Source organism: Nocardioides sp. T2.26MG-1 (genome assembly GCF_950101795.1).
GTDB lineage: Bacteria > Actinomycetota > Actinomycetes > Propionibacteriales > Nocardioidaceae > Nocardioides.
Genome location: NZ_CATNLZ010000035.1, coordinates 127,955 through 150,385, shown reverse-complemented (window position 1 = coordinate 150,385; position 22,431 = coordinate 127,955). Strand labels below are relative to the sequence as shown.

Here is a 22,431-nt window from a genome sequence, read left to right as displayed (position 1 = left end):
GTCGGCGCGTCGGGCGGGAGGCTCGACGCGCTAGCAAATGATGATCTGCTGGTGGTGCACGGACTCATGGTGCCACGGCGACCACATCGCGAGCGAGCGATCTCGACATCCGGATCACGGGCTGCGCCTAGATTGGGCTGATGCGCCCCGGCCGTCTCGTCCTCCTCGGCCTCGGGCTGCTCACCGGGATCGGGGGCACCATCGCGCCGGTCGCGGCCGAGCCCGCCGACCCGTTCGTCGGCACCGGCGGGCCGCGCCCGTGGTTCAGCGGCAACACCACGCCCGCGGCGACGGTGCCGGTCGGGATGGTCCAGCTCGGCCCGGACACGACCGGCGGCGCTTCGTCCGGGTATGCCGCAGGCGAGCCGGCGGTCCGGGGCTTCTCCCCCACCCACCTCTCCGGCGCCGGCTGCCCGGTCTTCGGCGACGCACCGCTCCTGCCCATCGCGGGGACCGCCCCCCGCGACCCGGCGACGGCGACCGTCCCGATCCGCGCCGACACCGAGCGGGCGGTGCCCGGGCGCTACTCCGTCCGGGCCGGCGCGGTCGGGGTCGACCTCGCGGCGGCGACGCGGGCCGGCCTGATGCGCTTCACCTACCCCGCCGGCCGGCGCGCGACCGTCCTGGTCAAGGCCGACGGCAGCCTGAACGGCACCCGCGGCCACGGCGTGTGGTTCCCGGGCGACCGCGAGGTCGCGGTGCGCGTGCGCAGCGGCGGCTTCTGCGACCGGCCGGGCGAGTACGTCGTGAACGTGCTCTACCGCTTCGACCGGCCGATCCGCTCCCGCGCGAGGTGGGACGGCGGCGCCGGCGTCGGGTTCGGGCGCGAGCGCAGGGTCCGGGCGCAGGTGGCGATCTCCTTCGTCGACGCCGCGGGCGCCCGGCGCAACCTCGACCGCTCCGGCATCGGCTGGTCGGTCGACCGGCTGGCCGGCTCCGCGGCCGCCGCCTGGGACACCGAGCTCGACCGGGTCGCGGCGACCGGAGGCGACGCGACCGACCGGGCGCTGCTGCGGACGGCCGTCTACCACGCGTTCCTGCACCCGACGCCGGTCAGCGACGCCGACGGGCGCTACCCCGGCTTCGACGGCCGGGTGCACCGACTCGCCGCGGGTGACGTCCAGTTGAGCTCGATCTCGGGGTGGGACGTCTACCGCACCCAGGTCCCGCTGCTGGCCTGGCTGCGCCCCGACGTCGCGTCCCAGGTCGTGCGGTCGCTGCTGCGCGACGCGCGGCAGGGCGGCGCGTTCCCGCGGTGGCCGGTCGTCGCGGAGGACAGCGGGGTGATGGGCGGCGACCCCGCCGGCCCGATCGCCGCAGCCGCCTGGGCCTTCGGCGCTCGTGACTTCCCGCTCGACGAGGTCGTCGAGCGCCTCGCACGCCAGCCACGGACGGGGCTCGATGACTACCTCCGCCTCGGCTGGGTCCCGACGCCCGGCGAGCGGTTCGGGGCCTCGACCACGCTGGAGTACGCCGCCGCCGACTTCGCGATCTCCCGGCTCGCCGCGGCCGCCGGCCACCGCGACCTCGCCCAGCGCCTGGTCGACCGGAGCACGACCTGGCGCTCACTGCTCGACGGCGACCTGCTCCGTGCCCGCGACGCCGACGGGTCCTCGGTCGTCGGAGGCTTCGAGGAGGGCAGCCCGGTGCAGTACACGTTCGGCGGAGTGCCCCAGGACATGGCCGGACTGCTCGGCTCCCTCGGCCCGGCCGACGAGGTCGCCGCGCGGCTCGACGAGTTCTTCACCGAGCTCAACGCCGGCGACGGCCCCCACGCCTGGCTCGGCAACCAGCCCTCCTTCCTGACCCCGTGGGCCTACCAGTGGCTCGGCCAGCCCGCCCGCACCCAGGACGTCGTCGACCGCGCCCGCGCGGAGTTGTGGTCTCCGGCAGCCGACGGCCTGCCGGGCAACGACGACCTCGGGAGCCTGTCGGCCTGGTACGTGTGGTCCTCCATCGGGCTCTACCCGCTCACCCCGGGGACGCCGAACCTCGCCGCCGGGGTGCCGGCGTTCGACTCCGTGGTGCTTCGTCCCCGGGGTGGCCACGCGACCCGGATCGTCCGGTCCGGCCCGGGACGCCACGCCGCGGCCCTGCTGGTCGACGGCGTCCCGCGGACGTCGTCGTGGCTCGGCACCCGCCCCCGGCTGATCGAGGTCGTCACGAGTGACGACGTCGAGCCCTCGTGGGGGACGGCTCCGGCGGACCGCCCCCCGTCCTATCCCGGCAGCTGAGCGCTGGGCCGGCCGTCGGCCGGCGTCCAGGTGGTGCCGGAGAGGTCGGCGCGCAGGCCCAGCCCGACGGCGGCGGCGACCACGAGGAGGAGCGCGACGATCCAGCGCCGCGGGTCGGCGGCGAGCGGGTTCACCACCCGCGAGACCGGTCCGCGGACCCGCGAGCCACCCGGCCCGAGCCAGAGCGAGACCGTCAGCGCGGTCCCGCACACGAACAGCGCCAGCGAGAGGCCGGCGGCGACCGCGTAGCAGACGAGGGCCGCGGCCAGGGCCAGCCCGACGCTCCACAGCGCGAGCAGCAGCGTGCCCGGCACGGACTGCACGAGGTGCCACGGGGTGGCGACGAGCAGCTGCACCCCGTCGTACCACTTGCGGCCGCGCAGGTCGCGGCGCTGGTCGCGTGCGGACCCGGCCAGCGAGCCACTGCGCAGCAGCCACACCAGGACGAGCAGCAGGATGACGGCGATCCAGGGGTACGCCGCGCACCCGGCGCCGGCCACCAGCGCCAGGCCGGCCAGCAGGGTGCCGCGGCGCAGCCGCTCCCCCCAGGGGACGCGCGCCGGGGCCTGCTCGCCGGGCTCGCCCGGTTGGTAGCCCGGTTGGTAGGAGGTGAGCGCGAGCGTGTGCGGCTCGGCGGTGCCGTGGCCGGGCCACACGTCGGTGGTGTCGTCGGCGGCGGCCTGCGAGGCCAGCGCGAGCGGCACGGTGTAGGGGTCGTGCGGCGGGGCGGTCGGGGGCGGGGTGCGCCGCTCGCCGGGCCGGGTGGTGAGCGGGCGCAGCCAGGCGAGGAGCTGCTCGAGCGTGGGCCGCTCGAGCGGGTCGGGGGCGAGCGCGGCGGCCACCACCTCGCGCAGCTCGGGGGGCAGACCGTCGAGGTCGAACTGGCCGCGCCGGACCCGGTCCATGATCGCCATCGAGGGGCCACGGCCGAACGGCGGGTGGCCGGTGCCGGCGTACGCGACCGTCGCCGCCCAGGAGTGGACGTCGGTGGCGGGCGTCGCGTCGTCGCCGTACAGGATCTCGGGCGCGAGGTAGCCCGGCGTGCCGAGCAGCCAGCCGGTGTGGGTGAGCTTGGGGTCGTCGGCGACCCGGGCCAGCCCGAAGTCGATGAGGATCGGGGTGCGTCCCTCCATCAGCACGTTGGAGGGCTTGACGTCGCGGTGCAGCACGCCGACGGCGTGCACCGACGCGATGCCCTCGGCCAGGCAGGACGCCAGCCAGAGCAGGTCGGCGCCGGTAACCGGGCCCTCCTCGACCACGAGGTCGTGCAGCGAGAGACCGGGCACGTAGCGGGTCGCGACGTACGGCACCTCCGCCCACGGGTCGGCGTCGACGATCTCGGCGACCCACTGGCTGCGGACCCGGGTCAGCGACCCGACCTCGCGGGCCAGCCGCCGGCGTGCCTCCTCGTCGCCGACGATGTGCGGGCGTAGCACCTTGAGCGCGACCCGCTGGCCGGCGGGGCCGCGGCGAGCCAGGTGCACCACGCCCATGCCGCCCTCGCCGAGCCGCGCGAGCAGCGTGTAGCCGCCGACGGTGGCCACGGCGTCGTCACGGGGCGAGGTCGTCACGTAGCGAGGCTACAAGTGCGGCGACCCTCCGACCGAGAGGCTCGGTCGAAGGGTCGCCACGGACGTGGACGTCAGGAGGCGGGCACGGCCTCGGCGAGCGCGTCGACGAACGTGTCGAGGCTGTAGGTCAGCGACAGCGCCGTCGGCGGCGAGACCGAGGAGACGATGTCCTCGCCGACCACGCTGGCGACCCGGCCGTCGGCGAACTGCTCCATGGCCTGGTACGTCGGGTCCGCCGCGATCTCGTCGGCCCGCGCCTGGTCGGCGGCGTACGAGAGCAGCACGTCGGAGGTGAGCTTGTCGACGTTCTCGGTGCTGATCGTGTAGTAGAACGTGCTCTCCTCGGTGTCGAGCGCGTCCACGCTGGGCGCCAGCGTGAACCCGAGGTCCTCGAGGAACTGCACCCGCGGGTCGGCGCCGCGATAGACGTAGAACGCACTCGGGTCGATCGCGACCGCGGCGATCGTCCTGCCCTCGAACTCCGGGTGCTCGGCGGCGGCCTCGGCCACCTCGGCGTCGATCTCCGCGAGCACCTCCGCGGCCTCGTCGGCCTCGCCGAGCACCTCGCCCACGGTCGTGATCACGTCGCGCCACGGGGTCGACCACGGCTGGTCGGGGTAGGCCACGGTGGGCGCGATCTTCGACAGCTTCTGGTAGTCGGCCTCGGTGATGCCGGAGTAGTTGGCCAGGATCACGTCGGGCGCGGCCGCGGCGATCTCCTCGAACGGCGGCGCCTCGCCGGGCGTCAGCGCCGTCGGCGTCTCCCCCAGCTCCTCGAACGCCTCTACCTGCCACGGCATGAAGCCGTCGTCGTCGGCGCCGTACGTCAGCGCCTCCATCGCGACCGGGACCGTCCCGAGGGCCAGCACGGCGTCGGGCGAGCCCCAGCCCCAGGTCGCGACCCGCTCCGGCTTCTCGCTGATCTCGGTGCTGCCGAAGGCGTGCTCGACGGTGACCGGCTCGAAGGCCGCCTCGCCGGTGCTCTCGTCGGTGTCGGTGGCGGCGTCGGCGGAGTCGTCGGCGCCGCAGGCGGCCAGGGGCAGGGCGAGCAGGGCGACGGCCAGGGGCAGGGCCACGCGGGACAGCGTGGACCGGGACGGGGGGCGAAGGGACGACACGTCCACTCCTCGGGGGTGCGGGACCGCCGACGCGGTCGTTGGTTAGGTAAGCCTTACCTTACACAGCCGTAACAGCCGGCCGCACCCGGGTCCGTCCGAGCGGGACGACCAGCGGGCAGCCGGCGACCGGATCCTCGATCACCCGCGCCTCCAGTCCGAACGCCTCCCGCACGCAGGCGGCGTCGAGCACCGCCGCGGGCGCACCTTCGCGGATCACCCGTCCCTCTGCCATCACCACCAGGTGGTGGGCGTAGCGGGCCGCGAGGTTGAGGTCGTGCAGCACCATCACGACGGTGGTCCCCCGCTGCTCGTTGAGCTCGGCCAGCAGGTCGAGGAGGTCGACCTGGTGGGCGATGTCGAGGTACGTCGTGGGCTCGTCCAGCAGCAGGATGCGCGGGTCCTGGGCGAGCATCATCGCCACCCAGACCCGCTGCCGCTGACCGCCGGAGAGCTCCTCGACCCGCCGGGCGACGAGGTCCTGGGTGTCGGTGAGGGCCAGGGCCCGGGCGACCGCGTCGGCGTCGCCGGCGCTCCACCGGCGGAAGGCGCCCTGGTGGGGGTGGCGACCGCGGCCGACCAGGTCGGCGACCGTGATGCCCTCGGGCGCGACCGGCTGCTGGGGCAGCAGCCCCAGCACCGCGGCCACGTCACGGGGGCGGGTCTTCTGCAGGTCGCGGCCGTCGAGCTCGACGCAGCCCTCCACCGGCCGCAGGATCCGCCCGAGCCCGCGCAGCAGCGTGGACTTGCCGCACCCGTTGGCACCGACGATCACCGTGACCTGCCCGGTCGGTACGGCGAGGTCGACGCCGTGCACGACCCGCCGCTGGTCGTAGGCCAGGTGCACACCGCGCGCCACGAGCGAGGTCGTACCCGTCCGGCCGCTGTCGTCCCTCATGTCGTCCTTCTCCCTCCGGTGGCCATCAGCCAGATCAGGTAGGGGCCGCCGACGGCCCCCGTGACGACGCCGACGGGCACCGACAGGTCGGCGGGCAGCAGGTGCTGGGCCACGAGATCGGCGCCGACGACGAGGACCACGCCCACCAGCGCGGCCTCGACGAGCGCGAGCGTGCCGTCGCCGAGCAGCCGCCGCGCCACGGGGGCGGCGACGAACGCGACGAAGGCGACCGGGCCCGCGGCCGCGGTCGCGGTGCAGGCCAGCGCGACCCCGGTCGCCACCACCAGGGCGCGCACCAGCTCCGGACGCAGCCCGAGGCTGCCGGCCTGGTCGTCGCCGAGCAGCAGCAGTTCCAGCCCCCGGGCCAGCAGCGCGACCGCGGGCACCAGGACCGCGAGGGCCACCGCGAGGACCCGCACCAGCGACCACTCGGCCTGGGCGAGGCTGCCGGTCATCCAGCGCAGCGCGACCTGGGCCTGCTTCACGTCACTGCGGGTGAGCAGGTAGCCCACGACCGCGGAGGCCACGTAGGCCACGCCGATGCCGGAGAGCACGAAGCGGTGGCCGGTCATGCCGCCGCGCCAGGCCACGGCGTACAGCAGCAGGCCCACCGCCGCCCCGCCGGCCAGGGCGGCCGCCGACACGACCGCACCGGTCGCGCCGCCGACCAGCAGCGCGGCGACGGCACCGGCGCTGGCGCCCTGGGAGATGCCGATGATGTCGGGGCTCGCCAGCGGGTTGCGCAGGACGGACTGGAACAGCGCGCCGGCCAGGCCGAAGGCGATCCCCACCAGGACACCGAGCAGCAGCCGGGGCAGGCGGAGCTCGACGACGACGAAGTGGGCCGACGGGTCGTCCGACCCGGCCAGGGCACCCAGCACCTGCCCGGCCGAGAGCCGGAACTCCCCCATCATCAGGGCCGCGACCGACAGGACGGTGGCCAGCCCGGCGAGCACCACGAGCACGGCCGTGCGCCGGGCCCGCCGGCGCCGGCGGGCCCGGCGCAGCCCGGACGCGGCGACGGCGTACCCGGCCTCCGCGACGGCGCCGCTCATGCGGCGATCCCGCGTGAGCGGCGCACGATCGCGAGCAGCACCGGGGCACCGACCACCGCGACCACCAGGCCGGCCTCGAGCTCGCCCGGCCGGGCCACCAGGCGCCCGGCGATGTCGGCGGTCAGCAGCAGCACCGGCCCGAGCAGCATCGAGAGCACGACGATCCAGCGGTAGTCGGGGCCCACGAGGACCCGCGCCAGGTGCGGCACCGCGAGCCCGACGAAGGCGATCGGCCCGACCATCGAGACGGCCGACCCGCACAGCAGCACGACGGCGGCCACCACCAGCAGCCGCCCGCGGACCACGTCCTGGCCGAGCCCGCGAGCCACGTCGTCGCCGAGCGCCAGCGCGTTGAGCACCCGGCCGGCCGCCAGGGCGAGCACCAGGCCGAGCGCCACGAACGGCAGCACCGCCGTCAGCACGCCGATCGGCCGGTTGGCGAGCGAGCCGACCTGCCAGAAGCGGTAGTCGTCCAGGGCCCGCTGGTCGGTGAGCAGCACGACGGTGATCACCGAGGTCGCGGTCGCGGTGAACGCGGCGCCGACCAGGGCGAGCTTGACCGGGGTGACGCCCTCCCAGCCGAGCGAGGCGGCGCCGTACACGACCACGGCGGCGACCGCGGCACCGGCGAACGCGAACCAGACGTAGCCCGACACCGACGTCACGCCGAGCGCCGAGATCGCCACCAGGACGGCCAGGGAGGCGCCGGAGTTGATGCCGAGCAGACCCGGGTCGGCGATCGGGTTCCGGGTCACCCCCTGCATCAGTGCGCCCGCGGCACCCAGGGCGGCGCCCCCGACCAGGCCGATCAGCGTGCGCGGCACCCGCAGGTCGCGGACGACGTGGTGGTCGGCGTCACCCGACACCGGGTCGACCAGCGCCGCCCAGACCTGGCCCGGCGCGATCTCGCGGGCGCCCCACATCAGGCTGGCCAGCAGGGCCAGCGCGAGGAGCCCGAGCAGCGCGACGACCGCGGCGAGCCCTCGCCTCGACGTGGCCCGCTCCGACCCGGCCGCCGCGGCGGTGGACGTCGGTTGCGCGCACAGGAGAAGGGCCACTCACTTAGGGTAGCCTCACCTATCCTTTGGTCGGTGACCAGGCCGGGAGGTCCACCATCACCAGGGTCATCCGGCACGCCGTCTCGGCGACCACCGCGTGGGTGGCACCGGGCGCGAGGTAGATGACGTCACCATCCCCCATCACGTGCTCCGTGCCGTCGACCGTGAACCGCATCCGGCCGCTGACCAGCTGGACTGCCACGGCGCGCGGTGACGTGTGCTCGGTGAGCATCTCCCCCGCGTCGAAGGTGAACTGCACGATCCGCATCACGTCGTTCGTGACCAGGACCCGCGAGGTGGTCGACTCCGCCACGACCGGCAGCGCGTCGATCAGCTCCAGATGAGCGGAGGAATCTGAGACAGGAGACGGCTTCGCCATGTGGTGAGACTACGGCGATCCGTGCGCGGCCGGCCGAGCACGGCCCTTCGGTCAGACGATGCGGTGCATCCAGCCGAAGGTGTCCTCGGCGCGACCGTACTGGATGTCGACGAGGGCCTGGCGGATGCGCATGGTGAGGTCGGTGCTCGCGGGCGCGGGCACCTCTCCCCCGTCCCACTTGAGTGCGCCGACCGGGGTGACGACCGCGGCGGTGCCGCACGCGAAGACCTCGGTGATCCGGCCGCTCGTGACGCCCTCGCGCCACTCGTCGATGGAGAACTTCCGCTCCTCGACCTGGTGGCCGAGCTTGCCGGCGAGCTCGATGATGCTCGATCGGGTGATGCCCTCGAGGATCGTGCCGATCTCGGGGGTCACGATGGTGCCGTCGTCGTGGACGAAGTACATGTTCATGCCGCCGAGCTCCTCGACGTACCTGCCCTCCTGGGCGTCGAGGAACACGACCTGGTCGCACCCGTTGGCGGTCGCCTCCTGCTGGGCGACCAGCGAGCTGGCGTAGTTGCCGCCGGTCTTCGCCGCGCCCATGCCGCCGCGGCCGGCCCGGGTGTACTCCTCGGTCAGCCACAGCGTGACCGGCTTGACGCCGCCCTTGAAGTAGGCGCCGGCGGGGCTGGCGATCACCATGAACGTGACGTGCTGCGCGGGCCGGACGCCCAGGAACGCCTCGGAGGCGAACATGAACGGCCGCAGGTAGAGGCTCTTCTCCCCCGCCCCCGGCTCAGTGCTGTCGGGGACCCACCGCTGGTCGACGGCCACCAGCGCGTCGACGGCCTGGACGAAGTCGGCGACGTCGAGCTCGGGCAGCGCGAGCCGCTTGCTCGAGCGCACCATCCGCGCGGCGTTCTCCTCGGGGCGGAACGACCAGATCGACCCGTCCTCGTGGCGGTAGGCCTTCATCCCCTCGAAGATCTCCTGCGCGTAGTGCAGGACGGCCGTCGCCGGGTCCAGCGTCAGCGGCCCGTAGGGCTCGACACGCGCCGCATGCCAGCCCGCGTCGGGCGTCCACTCGACCGTGAGCATGTGGTCGGTGAAGTGCACACCGAAGCCCGGATTGGCGAGGATCTCCGCCAGGCGCTCGTCGGAGACTGCGGTGGTCGACGGGGTGGTGCTGATCTCCATGGGGGACAACTTAGTAGGCCTTCCAGGTAGTTGCAGTCGGTCGGAGGCCTCGGAGCGTCGTCGGGTTCGGCTGCTGGCAGCCCAAACCCGCACGACACGCCGAGGGCCGCCGGCGTGTCGTGCGGGTTTCGGCTGCTGACAGCCGAACCCCGCAGCCCGCCGGCTAGCCGGCTACTCGCGCGGCGATGACGTCGCCGACCTCGGCGGTACGGCGCGTCGCGCCCGGCTCGCGCGCGGCGAGGTCGGCGATGGCGGCGGTCTCGATGGCCGCGGCGGCGTCGGCGTACCCGAGGTGGTCGAGCAGCAGGGACGCGGAGAGGATCGCGGCGGTGGGGTCGGCCTTCTGCTGGCCCGCGATGTCGGGCGCCGAGCCGTGGACGGGCTCGAACATGGACGGCGTGGTCCGGTCGGGGTTGACGTTGCCGGAGGCCGCCAGGCCGATGCCGCCGGTGATGGCGGCGGCGAGGTCGGTGATGATGTCACCGAACAGGTTGTCGGTGACGATCACGTCGAAGCGCGCGGGGTCGGTGGTCATGAAGATCATCGCCGCGTCGATGTGCATGTAGTCGGTCGTGACCTCGGGGTACTCCCGGGCCACGTCCTGGAACAGCCGCCACCACACCGAGCCGGCGTTGACGAGCACGTTGGTCTTGTGGACCAGCGTGAGCTTCTTCCGGGGACGCCGCTGGGCGCGGGCGAAGGCGTCGCGGACGACGCGCTCCACCCCGAACGCGGTGTTGACCGAGACCTCGGTGGCGACCTCGTGCGGCGTGCCGACGCGGAGAGCTCCGCCGTTGCCCGTGTAGGGGCCCTCGGTGCCCTCGCGGACCACCACGAAGTCCACCTCTCCCGGGTTGGCGAGGGGCGACGCGACGCCCGGGAAGATCCGGGACGGGCGGAGGTTCACGTAGTGGTCGAGCTCGAAGCGCAGCCGCAGCAGCAGCCCGCGCTCGAGGATGCCCGGAGGCAGGTTCGGGTCGTTGGGCTTGCCACCGACGGCGCCGAGCAGGATCGCGTCGTGCGCGCGGACCTCGTCGAGCACCGAGTCGGGCAGCACCTCGCCGGTGGCGAGGTAGCGCTCGGCGCCGAGGTCGTAGCGCGTCTGCTCGAACTTCACGCCCGCGGGGGACGCGACCTCGAGGACCTTGAGGGCCTCGGCGGTCACCTCCGGCCCGATGCCGTCGCCAGGGATGACGGCTAGGCGCAGGGATCCGGACGTGGCAGGAGAGTCGGTGGTCATGCGTCCGAGGCTAGTTGTCGTCGGGACGCTGGCCGCCGTTGTCCCGCAGGTCGAGCGAGGCCTGCAGCGCCGCGCTGACGTTCTCGTAGCTGCGGGGGTTGTCCGGGTGGTGGCTGGCGGGTCCCCAGTCGGGATACATGTCGTACATGGCGGTGTTCTCTCTGGTGTCGTGTCGGGTGCGGTTGGCCGTGCGGCCCCGATACACCTGAGACGAAGATGGCCCGGCGCGGGATACGCGATCGCTCGTGGATCGCACGAGCGAGGGAGAGAACCATCAGGATGCGGATCACGCCGTGCTGCTGGCGGCGGGTCTCGCGCGGAGACATCTTCGACTCAGATGTACCGAGAGACCGTCAACGCCGAACACCGCGGCGAGGTGGCCTCTCTTAAGAAGCCTCGCCGCGGCAGTCAATAAGTACGAAGACGTTCCGCATGGTGCGCTCACCGTACGACAGCACGTGCGTCCGCGCGACGACATTCCACAGACTGTTCGCGATGCGAGACGGAAGTCCCGCAATGAGAGACTCGCCCCATGAGCGCCCCGCCCGACCTCCCCGACGTCGTGTCCCGTGCGTTCGCCGTCTCCCGCAAGGCGGGATACGTGTCGTTCTGCCGCAACGAGACCGGACGCCTCCTGGCGGCCCTGGCCGCCACCCGGGAGGGCGTGATGGCGGAGTTCGGCACCGGATGCGGGGTCGGCACCGCCTGGCTGCGCTCGGGGGTCCGCGGCAACGCACGCATCATCACCGCCGAGCTCGACGCCAAGCTCGCCGACGCCGCGGCCGAGATCTTCGTCGACGACCCGCAGGTCGAGGTGCTCTCCGCGGACTGGTCGACGCTGCTGGACAAGGGCCCGTTCTCGCTGCTGTTCCTCGACTCGGGCGAGCCGGGCGACGTGGGCGTCGACTCGATCGCTGACCTCGTCGAGGCCGGCGGCATCGTGGTGCTCGACGACTTCACCCCGTGCGAGGTGTGGCCGCCGATCGCCTACGGACGGGTCGACACCCTGCGCGAGCAGTGGCTGACCGACGAGCGGTTCACCTCGGTCGAGGTGATGGTCGCCCCGGACGCCTCCGCGCTGATCGCCACCAAGCGCTGAGTCAGGACACCGCCCGGCGCACCAAGGCGGCGACCTGGTCGGCGACGACGTCGTTCCACGCGGTGAGGGCGAAGACGGTCGGCCACATGTCGCCGTCGTCGAGGTTCGCTGCACCCTCGAAGCCCAGCGTGCAGTAGCGCTCCTTGAACTTGCCGGCGTTCTTGAAGAACAGCACGACCTTGCCGTCCGCGTTGGCGTAGGCCGGCATGCCGTACCAGGTCTTCGGCTCGAGCTGGGGCGCGTGCTCGGTCACGGTGACGTGCACGCGCTCGGCGAGCGCGCGGTCCTCGGGCGCCATCTTCTCGGTCGACTCGAGGAGCTGCTCGAGCCCGTCGGCCCGCTTCGCGCCCTTCTTGCCCTCGGCGCGCAGCTCCGCCGCACGGGACTTGATCGCGGCGCGCTCCGCCTCGGTGAAGCCGTCGCTGCCGGTCTGCGTCGTGGTCATGGTTCCTCCTGGAAGCTCGTCCCCGGCTCGCCGCCGGGCAGGACCGAACCTAGTTCGGCTCCGACACCCGTGCTTCTCGATTCCTGATCGATCGGGAGGCGGGCGCGCGCACGTCGACGGTGAATGCCGGCAGCCAGAGCTGGGTCAGGGGCCCGATCGCGAGCGCGTACAGCACGGTGCCGAGGCCGAGGGTGCCGCCGAGCAGCAGCCCGATCAGCACGACGACCACCTCGAGGCCGGTGCGGACCAGGCGCAGCGAGCGGCCGGTACGCCGGGCCAGGCCGGTCATCAGGCCGTCGCGCGGGCCCCGGCCGAGCTGGGCGCCGATGTAGAGCGCGCTGGCCAGCCCGCACAGCAGCACGCCGCCGACCATCAGCGCGATCCGCAGCGGCAGCCCGTCGGCCCGGTCGAGCACGGCCAGCGTGGCGTCCGCGGAGAACCCGACGACCAAGGCGTTGGAGATCGTGCCGATGCCAGGGGTCTCGCGCAGCGGGATCCACGCGATCAGCACCACGAAGCTCATCACGACCACGGCCTGGCCGATCGTGATCGGCACGTGGCGGATCAGGCCGGAGTGGAGCACGTCCCAGGGGGCGAGCCCGAGGTGGCCGCGGAACATCATCGCCAGGGACACGCCGTACAGCACCAGGCCGAGGAAGAGCTGGGGCAGCCGGCGGGCGAGACGCCCGGCGCGGAGCTGGGCGATCGGGCCGAGGTCGGTGAGCCCGGGACGGGCGGCGGTCAGGGTCACCCCACCATGGTGGCGGCGATTGGCCTTCTCGGAAATAGCCAATCGTGGAAGAGTGGCCTGCATGACGCGCATCGTGAGTGCCGCCCGCGTGGCCACCCTGGTCGGCGACTTCGACCGCGCCCCTGCCTACGCCGGGCTGGCCCGCGCGCTGACGCTGCTGATCGGCGACGGGCGGATCGCGTTCGACACCCGACTGCCGAGCGAGCGGGAGCTGACCGAGGCGCTCGCCGTCTCGCGCACCACGGTGACCCGCGCCTACGCCGCGCTGCGCGAGGCGGGGTACGCCGAGGCCAGGCGCGGCGCCGGCACGTTCACGCGGGTGCCCGGCGGCCGGGCGCGCGCACACGACCGGGCACTGTTCCCGCGGTCCGGTGACGACGACGTGATCGACCTCGGCTGCGCGGCTCCGGGAGCCCCGGTCGGCATCGCGAAGGCCTACGCCGAGGCCGCGGCCGACCTGCCGGCGTACCTCGGTGGACACGGCTACTTCCCCGTCGGACTGCCCGACCTGCAGCGCGCGATCGCCACGACGTACGACGCGCGCGGGCTGAGCACCGAGCCCGACCAGATCATGGTGACGTCGGGCGCCCTGGCCGCCGCCTCGATCGTCGCGCAGGCGTTCACCCGGCCCGGTGACCGGCTGCTGGTCGAGTCGCCGGTCTATCCCAACGCCACCGACGCGCTGCGGCACGCGGGAGCGCGACTGATCCCGGTGCCGGTCGATCCCGAGGCATGGGATCTCGACGCCGTCGCGGCCACGATCCGCCAGACCGCGCCGCGGCTGGCCTATCTGATCCCGGACTTCCAGAACCCCACCGGGCACCTGATGAGCGACGCGCAGCGCGAGGAGTACGCCGGCTGCCTGCGCCGGGCACACGCGACCCCGATCGTCGACGAGTCCCACCAGGCACTGGCACTCGAGGGGCAGGAGATGCCGCGGCCGTTCGCGTCGTACGCCCCCGACACGATCACGATCGGGAGCGCGAGCAAGGCGTTCTGGGGCGGCCTGCGGCTCGGCTGGATCCGGGCCCCGCGCTCGCAGATGGAGCGGCTCACGAAGGCGCGGGTCTCGCTCGAGCTCGGCGCCCCCGTGATGGAGCAGCTCGTGCTCGTCCGGCTCCTGGCCGAGGCCGACGAGATCCTCCCGGCCAACCGCGAGACGCTCCGCACCCAGCGGGACACTCTCGTCGCCGCGGTCCGCGAGCAGCTGCCCGAATGGACGTTCCGGGTGCCGTCCGGAGGACTCGCTCTCTGGTGCCGGCTGCCAGCGCCGCTGGGCTCCGCGCTCGCCGCCGAGGCCGAGCGCCAGGGGGTCGCGATCGTGCCCGGCCCGATGTTCGCCGCCGAGGGCGGCCTCGACTCGTTCGTCCGCATCCCCTGGGGCCGGCGGCCCGACGAGCTGGCCGAGGGCGTACGCCGGATCGCCGCGGCCTGGGCGGTCGTGCGGGAGCGGCCCACGTCGTCGGCCGGCTCGTCCGGTCGGGTGATGGTGGCCTGACAGCCCGTCAGCGCGCAGGCCCGGCTCCGCCCGAGCACCGCGGCGTCGGTGACATCCTGACCGCATGCAGCCCGTCCACGTCTGGATCCGATCCGAGTCCCGCGGCACCGAGCGGCGTGCGCCCGTCGTACCTGCCGATGTCCGGCCGTTGCTGGACGCGGGGCTGCAGGTGACCGTCGAGGCGTCGGCCCAGCGGATCTTCCCCACCGAGGAATACGTCGCGGCAGGGGCGTCCGTCGCCGCCGAGGGCAGCTGGGTCGACGCGCCCGACGACGCCTACGTCCTGGGGATCAAGGAGCTGCCCGACGAGCCGGAGTCGCTGCGCCACCGGCACATCTACTTCGCCCACGCGTTCAAGGGTCAGGCGGACGCTCGGCGCACCCTGGAGCGCTTCGTCCGGGGCGGCGGTCGGCTGCTCGACATCGAGTACCTCGTCGACGAGAGCGGCAGGCGCGTTGTCGCGTTCGGCTACTGGGCGGGCTACGTGGGCGCCGGTCTCGGGCTGCTGCACCTCGCCGGCTCGTTGACCGCGCCGCTCGCTCCGATGGCCAGGCCCGAGCTCGACGCCGAGCTGGAGCGCGCCGGGAGGGCCGGAGCGGACCGGCTGCTGGCGCTGGTCACGGGCGCGCTCGGCCGGTCCGGTCGCGGCGCCCAGGACGCGCTGACGACCGCCGGCGTGCCGACGACCCGGTGGGATCGCCAGGAGACGCAGGACCTGCACAAGCAGGCGCTCCTCGGCCACGACCTGCTGGTGAACTGCGTGGTCACGCACACCCCGACGACGCCGTTCGTGGAGCCGGAGGACCTGGACCGCGAGCGCCGGCTCCGGGTGCTCGCCGACGTCACCTGCGACGTCACCGGTCCCACCAACATGCTCCCGGTGAACAACAGGATCACCACCTGGGAGGAGCCGGTACGGCGCCTGCACGCGGGCGATCCGGAGCACGGCAGCGCGCCGCTCGACGTCATCGCCATCGACAACCTGCCCTCGCTGCTCCCCCGCGAGGCCAGCGAGAGCTTCAGCGCCGACCTGACGCCGCACCTGCTGACGCTGGTCCGCGACGGCGAACCCGCGGGGCCGTGGGCGGCGGCGGGCCGCGCCTTCGAGCAGGCGGTCGAGAGACTCGAGGCGCCGAGAGGGTCGCGGAGCTGACCGGACCTGGGCTGTCGATCTCGGTCGGTGCCGTTCGTGGTCTTGGTGAGACCAGGTACAGCAGACCGCCATCCCCGGCGGTCGCCCCAGACCACAGGAGATCACCGAGATGCTCACGATCGAGGAAGAGAGCGGCACCTACACCGGACCTCGCCGCCGCCGGCACAACGGGTACTACGCCGGGGACTTCTCCCGGACCCCCATGCTCACGGCCAGCGAGCTCTCGGCGCTGGCGAAGCTGCGGCCGCCGACCTTCGCCAGCACCTCCCCGACCCGCGACTGACCTCGACGGCTGCCCGAGCGCGTCACGAGTAGCGGTGACTCTTCGCCGCGTGGCCCAGCTCGCGGGTGCAGCTGCGTCCGTTCATCGAACGGTGACCACACAGGCCATCGACGGACGGGCCCGGGGCAGCCGCAGCAGCCGTCGTCGGAGTCGCCTTCGGGCGTCGCGCCGCCGGCCTGGCCGGCGTCGCGGCGGCGGTCGGCGCAGCCGACCTCTCGTTGTACCTGGCCTCTCGCATCGCCCGGACCGCTGCTTCCTTGCTCATCGCTCGTTCACCCGACGAACTCTAGGCGCGCGGACCGACAGTCTCCGTCAGGCGCGACGCGGCACCGAGCGACGTGGAGGTCACGGACCTGAGCGGCGTCGTCCTGGACGACGCCGGGTCCCGTGTGGCTACCTGGTGCCATGGCGACCACCGATCAGATCCGGGCCTGGGCGATGGAGTTCCCCGAGGTCACCGAGAAGCAGCACTTCCGGTTCAGGGTCCCGCTGTGGCAGGTCCGCGGCACGACCTTCCTGGGCATGGGTCGAGACGAGACCACGGCCGTGTTCTGCGTCTCCGAGGAGTCGGCGCAGGCAGCGGCGACCGCCGACCCGGAGCACGCAACAGCGGTGCGCCGCTCCGATCCCCCACGCAGCTTCCTCGGCCTCGAGGTCCAGCTGGCGGGTGTGCCCGACGACCGGCTCGAGGCCCTCGTCCGGGAGGCGTGGGCGGCCCAGGCGCCGAAGCGACTGGTCGCCGAGCACCTGGGCTGAGAACCCGATGGCTACGACAGCCCGATGATCGTCCCGTCGTCGGCGAGGTCGATCCGTTGCGCGGCCGGGTGGCTGGGGAGCCCCGGCATCGTCATCATGTCGCCACAGACCACGACCACGAAGCCGGCGCCCGCGGACAGCCGCACCTCACGGACCCGCAGCTCGTGGCCGGTGGGGGCGCCGAGGACGGTCGGGTCGGTGGAGAAGGAGTACTGCGTCTTGGCGATGCACACCGGGAGCCCGGCGTACCCGTCCCGCTCGATGCGGGCGAGCCGCTTGCTCGCCTTGCCGTCCCAGGTGACCCGGCCGGCGCCGTAGATGCGGGTCGCGACCGCCTCGACCTTCTCGGTGAGCGACAGCTCGTCGGGGTAGGTGAACGCGAACGTCGACGAGGGCGGCTCGTCGAGCACCTGCAGCACGCCCTTGGCGAGGTCCTGGGCGCCGATGCCGCCGTCGGTGAAGTGCGTGGCGGGGTACGCCGTGGCGCCGGCCGCCTCGCTGAGCTCCACGACGCGCGTCACCTCGGCGTCGGTGTCGCTCGGGAACCGGTTGACCGCGACGACGCACGGGATGCCGTGCACCTCGCGGAGGTTGTGCAGATGGCGGCGCAGGTTGTCCATGCCGGCCTCGACCGCGTCGAGGTCCTCGGTGTCGAGGTCGGCGAGCGCCACGCCACCGTGGTACTTCAGGGCGCGCACGGTCGCGACCACGACGGCGACGTCGGGGCGCAGGCCGGACATGCGGCACTTGATGTCGACGAACTTCTCCGCGCCCAGGTCGGCGCCGAAGCCCGCCTCGGTGACGACGTAGTCGGCCAGCCGCAGGCCGGCGCGGGTGGCCATCACCGAGCTGCAGCCGTGCGCGATGTTCGCGAACGGCCCGCCGTGCACGAACGCCGGCGCACCCTCGAGCGTCTGCACGAGGTTGGGCGCGATCGCGTCACGCAGCAGGACCGCCATCGCGCCGGTGGCGCCGAGGTCACGCGCGGTCACGGGGGCACCCGCGCGGGAGTAGCCGATGACGATGTCGCCGATGCGGCGCTTGAGGTCGGCCCACGACTCGGTCAGGCAGAAGATCGCCATCAGCTCCGAGGCGACCACGATGTCGAACCCGTCCTCGCGCGGGAAGCCGTTGATCGGGCCGCCGAGACCGACGACGACCTCGCGGAGCGCGCGGTCGTTGGTGTCGAGCACCCGCTTCCAGGTCACGGTGCGCACGTCGATGTCGAGCTCGTTGCCGTGGTGGACGTGGTTGTCGATCAGCGCCGCGAGCAGGTTGTTGGCCGCGGCGATCGCCGCGAAGTCGCCGGTGAAGTGCAGGTTGATGTCGGTCATCGGCACCACCTGGCTGTAGCCGCCGCCGGCGGCGCCGCCCTTCATCCCGAAGACCGGGCCCATCGAGGGCTCGCGCAGGCAGGCGATGGCGCGGTGGCCCATCCCGTGCAGGGCGTCGGTCAGGCCGACCGACGTGGTCGTCTTGCCCTCCCCCGGTGGCGTCGGCGACAGCGCGGTGACCAGGATCAGCTTCCCGAGCGGCCGGTCGGCCAACGAGGTCAGGTAGACCGGGTCCACCTTCGCCTTGTCGTGGCCGTACGGCACCAGGTGCTCCGCGTCGATGCCGAGTGACTCGACGGCCACCTCGGTGATGGGCCGCAACGTGGCGGCGTTGGCGATCTCGATGTCCGACAACACTGTCGGCCTCCCTTCGTACCTCTTTGCACGCTAACGCGGCGTTCACCGCAGAAAAGTGCCAAACGGCCTCTCCTCAGCGCTGATCGTCCCGTCCGACGCCCGGTCCGTGGCCGAGGTCGAACAGCTCGCCGGTGCCGCCCGGACGCGGGATCGACGCCGGCAGCCGGCCGAACGGGTCGCAGACGGATCGGGCGCGCATCGGGCGCATCGGGCGCGCATCGGGCGACGCTAGCGCGGTGCGGCCGCCGTGGAGGTCGATCCTGGGAACGGTGCCGGCAGCGCGGCGGCGTACCGCCGGGCCAGCTCGCGGACGTGCTCGACCAGTTCGGGCGGGTCGGTGACGTGGAACTGGAGGCCGAGCATCGAGATCCAGACGGCGACCACCTCGAGGCTGTCGCCGCCGGTGACCAGGACGCTGCCGCCGTCCGGGTGGGACTCGACCGTGCCGACGGCGGGGTTGATGCGGGCGACCACCGCCTCGGCCGGGGCGTCGACCAGGATCCGCGCGTGCACGGCCCAGCCGGTGCGGGCGACCTCGCGCACCACGAGCTCGGTGAGGTCCTCGGGGAGGTCGACCGGGGTGAACCGCCGCCCGCCCGGCGTCTTGAGCCGCAGCCAGTCGACCCGGTACGGATCCCAGGTGTCGGTCCGCGGGTCGCGGGCGACGAGGTACCACCGCCGCTGCCAGGCGACCAGGTGGTAGGGCTCGAGCTCGCGCGGCTCGCCGCGGTAGTCGCAGCGCAGGCCCTCGTGGTCGCGGATCGCGACCGAGACGGTCTGGAGGACCTCGGCGTCGACCTCGGGGTCCTCGACGTTGCTGTCGGTGTTGACCGGACCGGCCGAGGTGGCCCGGACCAGGGCGTTGAGCTTGCGCCGCAGCCGGTCGGGCAGCACCTGCTCGAGCTTCGCGAGCGCCCGGGCGCTGGTCTCCTCGACCCCCGCGACACCGGTGGCGGCGCGCAGGCCGACCGCCACCGCGACGGCCTCCTCGTCGTCGAGCAGGAGCGGCGGCAGCTTGGCGCCGACGCCGAGGCGGTAGCGACCTCCCGGGCCGCGGACGGCGTCGACCGGGTAGCCGAGGTCGCGGAGCCGCGCCACGTCGTGCCGGATCGTCCGGTCCGAGACGCCGAGCCGCTCGGCGAGGTCGGCGCCGGACCAGTCCGAGCGGCTCTGGAGCAGCGAGAGGAGGGCGAGGGTGCGGGTCGCGGTCTCTCCCATGAGCATCTCTCCCGGGTTGCGATTCAGGAACCATATCTTCCGCAACCCACCCTAGCGTCAGGGACATGACCACGAACCCCGCCTCCCCCACCGCCCTCCACCCGTTCACCGTCGAGGTCGCGCAGGCCGACCTCGACGACCTGAGCCGCCGGCTCGCCTCCACCCGGTTCGCCCGGCCCGCGCCCGGCGACTCCTGGGAGTACGGCACGCCGGACTCCTACCTGCGCGAGATGGTCGAGCGCTGGCAGCGCTTCGACTGGCGCACGGTCGAGGCGCGGATCAACGCGCACCCGAACTTCACGACCGAGATCGACGGCCAGACGATCCACTTCGTGCACGCCCGCTCGGCGGTGCCGGGCGCGCGGGCGCTGGTGCTGTCGCACACCTACCCGGGGTCGTTCCTGGAGTTCCTGCCTCTCATCGGTCCGCTCACCGACCCCGAGGCGTACGGCGGCCGGGCCGAGGACGCCTTCCACGTCGTGATCCCCTCGATGCCCGGCTTCGGGTTCTCCACGCCGGTCGCCGAGGGTGGCTGGACGATGGCCCGCACCGCCCGCGCCTGGGACACGCTGATGCGCCGGCTCGGCTACTCGTCGTACGGCGTGCATGGCTCGGACGGCGGCGCGATGGTCGGCCGCGAGCTGGCGATCCTCGACCCGGAGGGATTCCTCGGCGCCCACGTGCTGCAGCTCTTCTCGTTCCCCTCCGGCGACCCGGCCGAGTTCGAGGGCTTCGGCCCCAAGGAGTACGCCGCCCTCGAGCACCTGCAGTGGTTCCAGTCGGTCGGCGGCTACAACGCGATGAACGGCTCGCGGCCACAGACGATCGCCGCCGGGCTCTCCGACAGCCCGGTCGGCCAGCTCGCCTACTCCGAGCTGTTCGAGAGCTTCGGCAACGGCACCTCGCTGGTCACGCCCGAGCAGGTGCTGGAGCAGGTGACGCTGTACTGGCTGACCAACACCTCGGCCGGGTCGGTGCGCTACCACTACGAGGAGGCGCACGCCCAGCGCGAGCCCGTGGTGAGCACCGGACGGCTCGGCGTGGCGGTCTTCGAGCACGACTTCCAGACGATCCGGTCGCTGGCCGAGCGCGACAACGCGAACATCCAGCACTGGTCGGAGCTGGACGGCGGCGGGCACTTCGCCGTGCTGGAGAACCCCGGCGCGGTGGTCGCCGACCTGCGGGCGTTCTTCGGCGCCGCGGGCTGAGCCGCAGTCAGACCAGGTTGACCGCGCGGGCGGAGACCGCGGAGATCGCGTGCTGCAGGTCGGCCAGCACGTCGCCGGGGATCGCGGTGTCCACGGAGAGCGCGACCAGGGCGCGGCCGCCCTTGGCATCGCGGGAGACCTGCATGCCGGCGATGTTGATGCCGGCGTCGCCCAGGATCACCCCGACCGTGCCGACCATGCCGGGGCGGTCGCCGTACGTGAGGAACGCGAGGTGCTCGGTGGGCTCGAGGTCGACGTCGAAGCCGTTGACCTCGACCAGCCGCTCCTTCTGGTTGATCCCGATCAGCGTGCCGCTCACCGAGACCTGCGAGCCGTCGGCGAGGGTGCCGCGGATCGTGATCAGGTTGCGGTGGTCGGGGCTCTCCGGGTCGGAGACGAGGCGGACGGCGATGCCCCGCTCCGAGGCGAGCAGCGGCGCGTTCACGTAGGAGACCTGGTCCTCGACGATGTCGGTGAAGATGCCCTTGAGGGCGGCCAGCTCGAGCACCTTGACGTCGTAGTCGGTGATCTCGCCGCGGACCTCGACGTCGATCGAGAGCGCGACCTCGCCCGCCAGGCCGGTGAAGACCCGGCCGAGCTTCTCGGTGAGCGGGATCCCGGGACGGACGTCCTCGGCGATCAGACCGCCCTGGACGTTGACCGCGTCGGGGACCAGCTCGCCGGAGAGCGCGAGGCGCACCGACTTGGCGACCGCGATGCCGGCCTTCTCCTGGGCCTCGTCGGTCGAGGCGCCGAGGTGCGGCGTGGCGACGACGTTCTCGAGCTCGAACAGCGGGCTGTCGGTGCACGGCTCCTGGGCGAACACGTCCAGGCCCGCGGCCGCGACCCGGCCCTCCTTGAGGGCGGCGTAGAGCGCGGGCTCGTCGACGATGCCGCCGCGGGCGGCGTTGACGAGCACCAGCGACGGCTTGACCTTCGCAAGCTGCTCGGTGCCGATCAGGCCGACGGTCTCGGGGGTCTTGGGCAGGTGCACGGACATAAAGTCCGCCTCGGTGAGCAGCGTGTCGAGGTCGACGAGCCGCACGCCCATCTGCGCGGCCCGGCCGGCCTGCACGTAGGGGTCGTAGGCGATGACGTTCATGCCGAACGCACTGAGCCGCTGGGCCACGAGTACACCGATGCGGCCCAGGCCGACGATGCCGACGGTCTTCTCGTACAGCTCGGTGCCGGTGTAGCGGGCGCGCTTCCACTCGCCGTTCTTGAGCGCCGCGTGGGCCGGCGAGACGTGCCGCGCGGCGGCGAGCATCAGCGCGACGGCGAGCTCGGCGGCGGACACGATGTTGGACGTCGGCGCGTTGACCACCATCACGCCGGACTGGGTCGCGGCGCGCACGTCGACGTTGTCGAGGCCCACCCCAGCGCGGGCGACCACCTTGAGCCGGCGGGCGGCCGCGAGCGCCTCGGCGTCGACCTTGGTGGCGGAGCGGACCAGGAGCGCGTCGGCGTCGGCGATCGCGGCGAGCAGCTCGCCGCGGTCGGCACCGTCGCAGTACCGGATCTCGAAGTCCGGGCCGAGCGCCTCGACGGTCGCCGGGCTGAGCTCTTCGGCGATGAGGACGACGGGCCGGCTGACGGGCATGGTCACAGCGGGGGGTCCTTGCGGGGGGTGTGCGATGTGTCG

Annotated in this window: 22 protein-coding genes; 7 read left to right on the top strand and 15 right to left on the bottom strand. The window is 73.3% G+C overall.

All coding sequences use genetic code 11. The annotated features are described in order from the left end of the window. Positions 1–140: 140 nt before the first annotated feature. On the top strand, positions 141–2,234 hold the full coding sequence (locus QQZ14_RS22600; RefSeq protein WP_284536681.1) for a GH92 family glycosyl hydrolase: 2,094 nt from the start codon (positions 141–143) through the stop codon (positions 2,232–2,234). Here QQZ14_RS22600 and QQZ14_RS22595 read toward each other — a convergent pair. The 9 genes from QQZ14_RS22595 to QQZ14_RS22555 all read right to left on the bottom strand — a co-directional run bounded on the left by QQZ14_RS22595 (position 2,219) and on the right by QQZ14_RS22555 (position 10,835). Continuing rightward, positions 2,219–3,805: a serine/threonine-protein kinase gene (locus QQZ14_RS22595; RefSeq protein ID WP_284536680.1), complete on the bottom strand. Its 1,587-nt coding sequence runs from the start codon at positions 3,803–3,805 to the stop codon at positions 2,219–2,221. The genes QQZ14_RS22600 and QQZ14_RS22595 overlap by 16 nt on opposite strands. Positions 3,806–3,876: 71 nt before the next feature. Beyond that, a complete protein-coding gene (locus QQZ14_RS22590; RefSeq protein WP_284536679.1) occupies positions 3,877–4,881 on the bottom strand; it encodes an iron-siderophore ABC transporter substrate-binding protein in 1,005 nt (334 codons plus the stop codon). A gap of 100 nt (positions 4,882–4,981) precedes the next feature. Beyond that, positions 4,982–5,818: an ABC transporter ATP-binding protein gene (locus tag QQZ14_RS22585; RefSeq protein WP_284536678.1), complete on the bottom strand. Its 837-nt coding sequence runs from the start codon at positions 5,816–5,818 to the stop codon at positions 4,982–4,984. After that, the gene (locus QQZ14_RS22580) at positions 5,815–6,873 is read right to left on the bottom strand and encodes a FecCD family ABC transporter permease (protein WP_284536677.1); all 1,059 of its coding nucleotides are present in this window, start codon (positions 6,871–6,873) and stop codon (positions 5,815–5,817) included. The genes QQZ14_RS22585 and QQZ14_RS22580 overlap by 4 nt, the downstream gene beginning before the upstream one ends. Continuing rightward, positions 6,870–7,931, bottom strand: a complete 1,062-nt coding sequence (locus tag QQZ14_RS22575; protein WP_284536676.1) for a FecCD family ABC transporter permease — start codon at positions 7,929–7,931, stop codon at positions 6,870–6,872. The genes QQZ14_RS22580 and QQZ14_RS22575 overlap by 4 nt, the downstream gene beginning before the upstream one ends. Before the next feature lie 19 nt (positions 7,932–7,950). After that, positions 7,951–8,310: a cupin domain-containing protein gene (locus QQZ14_RS22570; RefSeq protein WP_284536675.1), complete on the bottom strand. Its 360-nt coding sequence runs from the start codon at positions 8,308–8,310 to the stop codon at positions 7,951–7,953. 51 nt (positions 8,311–8,361) lie between these two features. Further along, positions 8,362–9,447, bottom strand: coding sequence for a branched-chain amino acid aminotransferase (locus QQZ14_RS22565; protein WP_284536674.1), 1,086 nt, complete (start codon positions 9,445–9,447; stop codon positions 8,362–8,364). Between the two features lie 163 nt (positions 9,448–9,610). Beyond that, positions 9,611–10,687, bottom strand: a complete 1,077-nt coding sequence (locus QQZ14_RS22560) for a 3-isopropylmalate dehydrogenase (protein ID WP_284536673.1) — start codon at positions 10,685–10,687, stop codon at positions 9,611–9,613. 10 nt (positions 10,688–10,697) lie between these two features. Further along, positions 10,698–10,835: a hypothetical protein gene (locus tag QQZ14_RS22555; RefSeq protein ID WP_284536672.1), complete on the bottom strand. Its 138-nt coding sequence runs from the start codon at positions 10,833–10,835 to the stop codon at positions 10,698–10,700. 384 nt (positions 10,836–11,219) lie between these two features. Here QQZ14_RS22555 and QQZ14_RS22550 point away from each other — a divergent pair, with 384 nt between their 5' ends. Further along, positions 11,220–11,786, top strand: a complete 567-nt coding sequence (locus QQZ14_RS22550) for an O-methyltransferase (protein ID WP_284536671.1) — start codon at positions 11,220–11,222, stop codon at positions 11,784–11,786. Position 11,787: 1 nt separating this feature from the next. Here QQZ14_RS22550 and QQZ14_RS22545 read toward each other — a convergent pair whose 3' ends face one another. Both QQZ14_RS22545 and yczE read right to left on the bottom strand, forming a co-directional pair. Beyond that, entirely contained in the window at positions 11,788–12,231 is a 444-nt protein-coding gene (locus tag QQZ14_RS22545) for an iron chaperone (RefSeq protein ID WP_284536670.1), read from the bottom strand. Positions 12,232–12,280: 49 nt separating this feature from the next. Continuing rightward, on the bottom strand, positions 12,281–12,982 hold the full coding sequence (gene yczE, locus QQZ14_RS22540) for a membrane protein YczE (protein WP_284536669.1): 702 nt from the start codon (positions 12,980–12,982) through the stop codon (positions 12,281–12,283). A gap of 61 nt (positions 12,983–13,043) precedes the next feature. On the opposite strand from yczE, the gene yczR reads away from it, so the two are divergent. From yczR to QQZ14_RS22520, 4 genes are all read left to right on the top strand, one after another. Beyond that, positions 13,044–14,480 (top strand): MocR-like transcription factor YczR, encoded by a 1,437-nt coding sequence (gene yczR / locus QQZ14_RS22535; protein ID WP_284536668.1) that lies wholly within the window; start codon positions 13,044–13,046, stop codon positions 14,478–14,480. A 64-nt stretch (positions 14,481–14,544) separates the two neighbouring features. Continuing rightward, a complete protein-coding gene (locus QQZ14_RS22530) occupies positions 14,545–15,633 on the top strand; it encodes a saccharopine dehydrogenase (RefSeq protein ID WP_284536667.1) in 1,089 nt (362 codons plus the stop codon). A 109-nt stretch (positions 15,634–15,742) separates the two neighbouring features. Then, a complete protein-coding gene (locus QQZ14_RS22525; RefSeq protein WP_284536666.1) occupies positions 15,743–15,916 on the top strand; it encodes a hypothetical protein in 174 nt (57 codons plus the stop codon). 405 nt (positions 15,917–16,321) lie between these two features. Next, positions 16,322–16,672: an MmcQ/YjbR family DNA-binding protein gene (locus tag QQZ14_RS22520; RefSeq protein WP_284536665.1), complete on the top strand. Its 351-nt coding sequence runs from the start codon at positions 16,322–16,324 to the stop codon at positions 16,670–16,672. Between the two features lie 11 nt (positions 16,673–16,683). Here the strand turns inward: QQZ14_RS22520 and QQZ14_RS22515 are convergent, their stop codons facing one another. The 3 genes from QQZ14_RS22515 to QQZ14_RS22505 all read right to left on the bottom strand — a co-directional run bounded on the left by QQZ14_RS22515 (position 16,684) and on the right by QQZ14_RS22505 (position 19,581). Continuing rightward, on the bottom strand, positions 16,684–18,363 hold the full coding sequence (locus QQZ14_RS22515; protein WP_284536664.1) for a formate--tetrahydrofolate ligase: 1,680 nt from the start codon (positions 18,361–18,363) through the stop codon (positions 16,684–16,686). Positions 18,364–18,436: 73 nt separating this feature from the next. After that, complete coding sequence (locus QQZ14_RS22510; protein ID WP_284536663.1) at positions 18,437–18,562, bottom strand: hypothetical protein; 126 nt, start codon at positions 18,560–18,562, stop codon at positions 18,437–18,439. A gap of 29 nt (positions 18,563–18,591) precedes the next feature. After that, positions 18,592–19,581, bottom strand: a complete 990-nt coding sequence (locus tag QQZ14_RS22505) for a helix-turn-helix transcriptional regulator (RefSeq protein ID WP_284536662.1) — start codon at positions 19,579–19,581, stop codon at positions 18,592–18,594. Between the two features lie 65 nt (positions 19,582–19,646). On the opposite strand from QQZ14_RS22505, the gene QQZ14_RS22500 reads away from it, so the two are divergent. Continuing rightward, a complete protein-coding gene (locus QQZ14_RS22500) occupies positions 19,647–20,789 on the top strand; it encodes an epoxide hydrolase family protein (RefSeq protein WP_284536661.1) in 1,143 nt (380 codons plus the stop codon). 7 nt (positions 20,790–20,796) lie between these two features. Here the strand turns inward: QQZ14_RS22500 and serA are convergent, their stop codons facing one another. Continuing rightward, complete coding sequence (gene serA, locus QQZ14_RS22495; RefSeq protein ID WP_284536807.1) at positions 20,797–22,389, bottom strand: phosphoglycerate dehydrogenase; 1,593 nt, start codon at positions 22,387–22,389, stop codon at positions 20,797–20,799. Positions 22,390–22,431 lie beyond the last annotated feature (42 nt).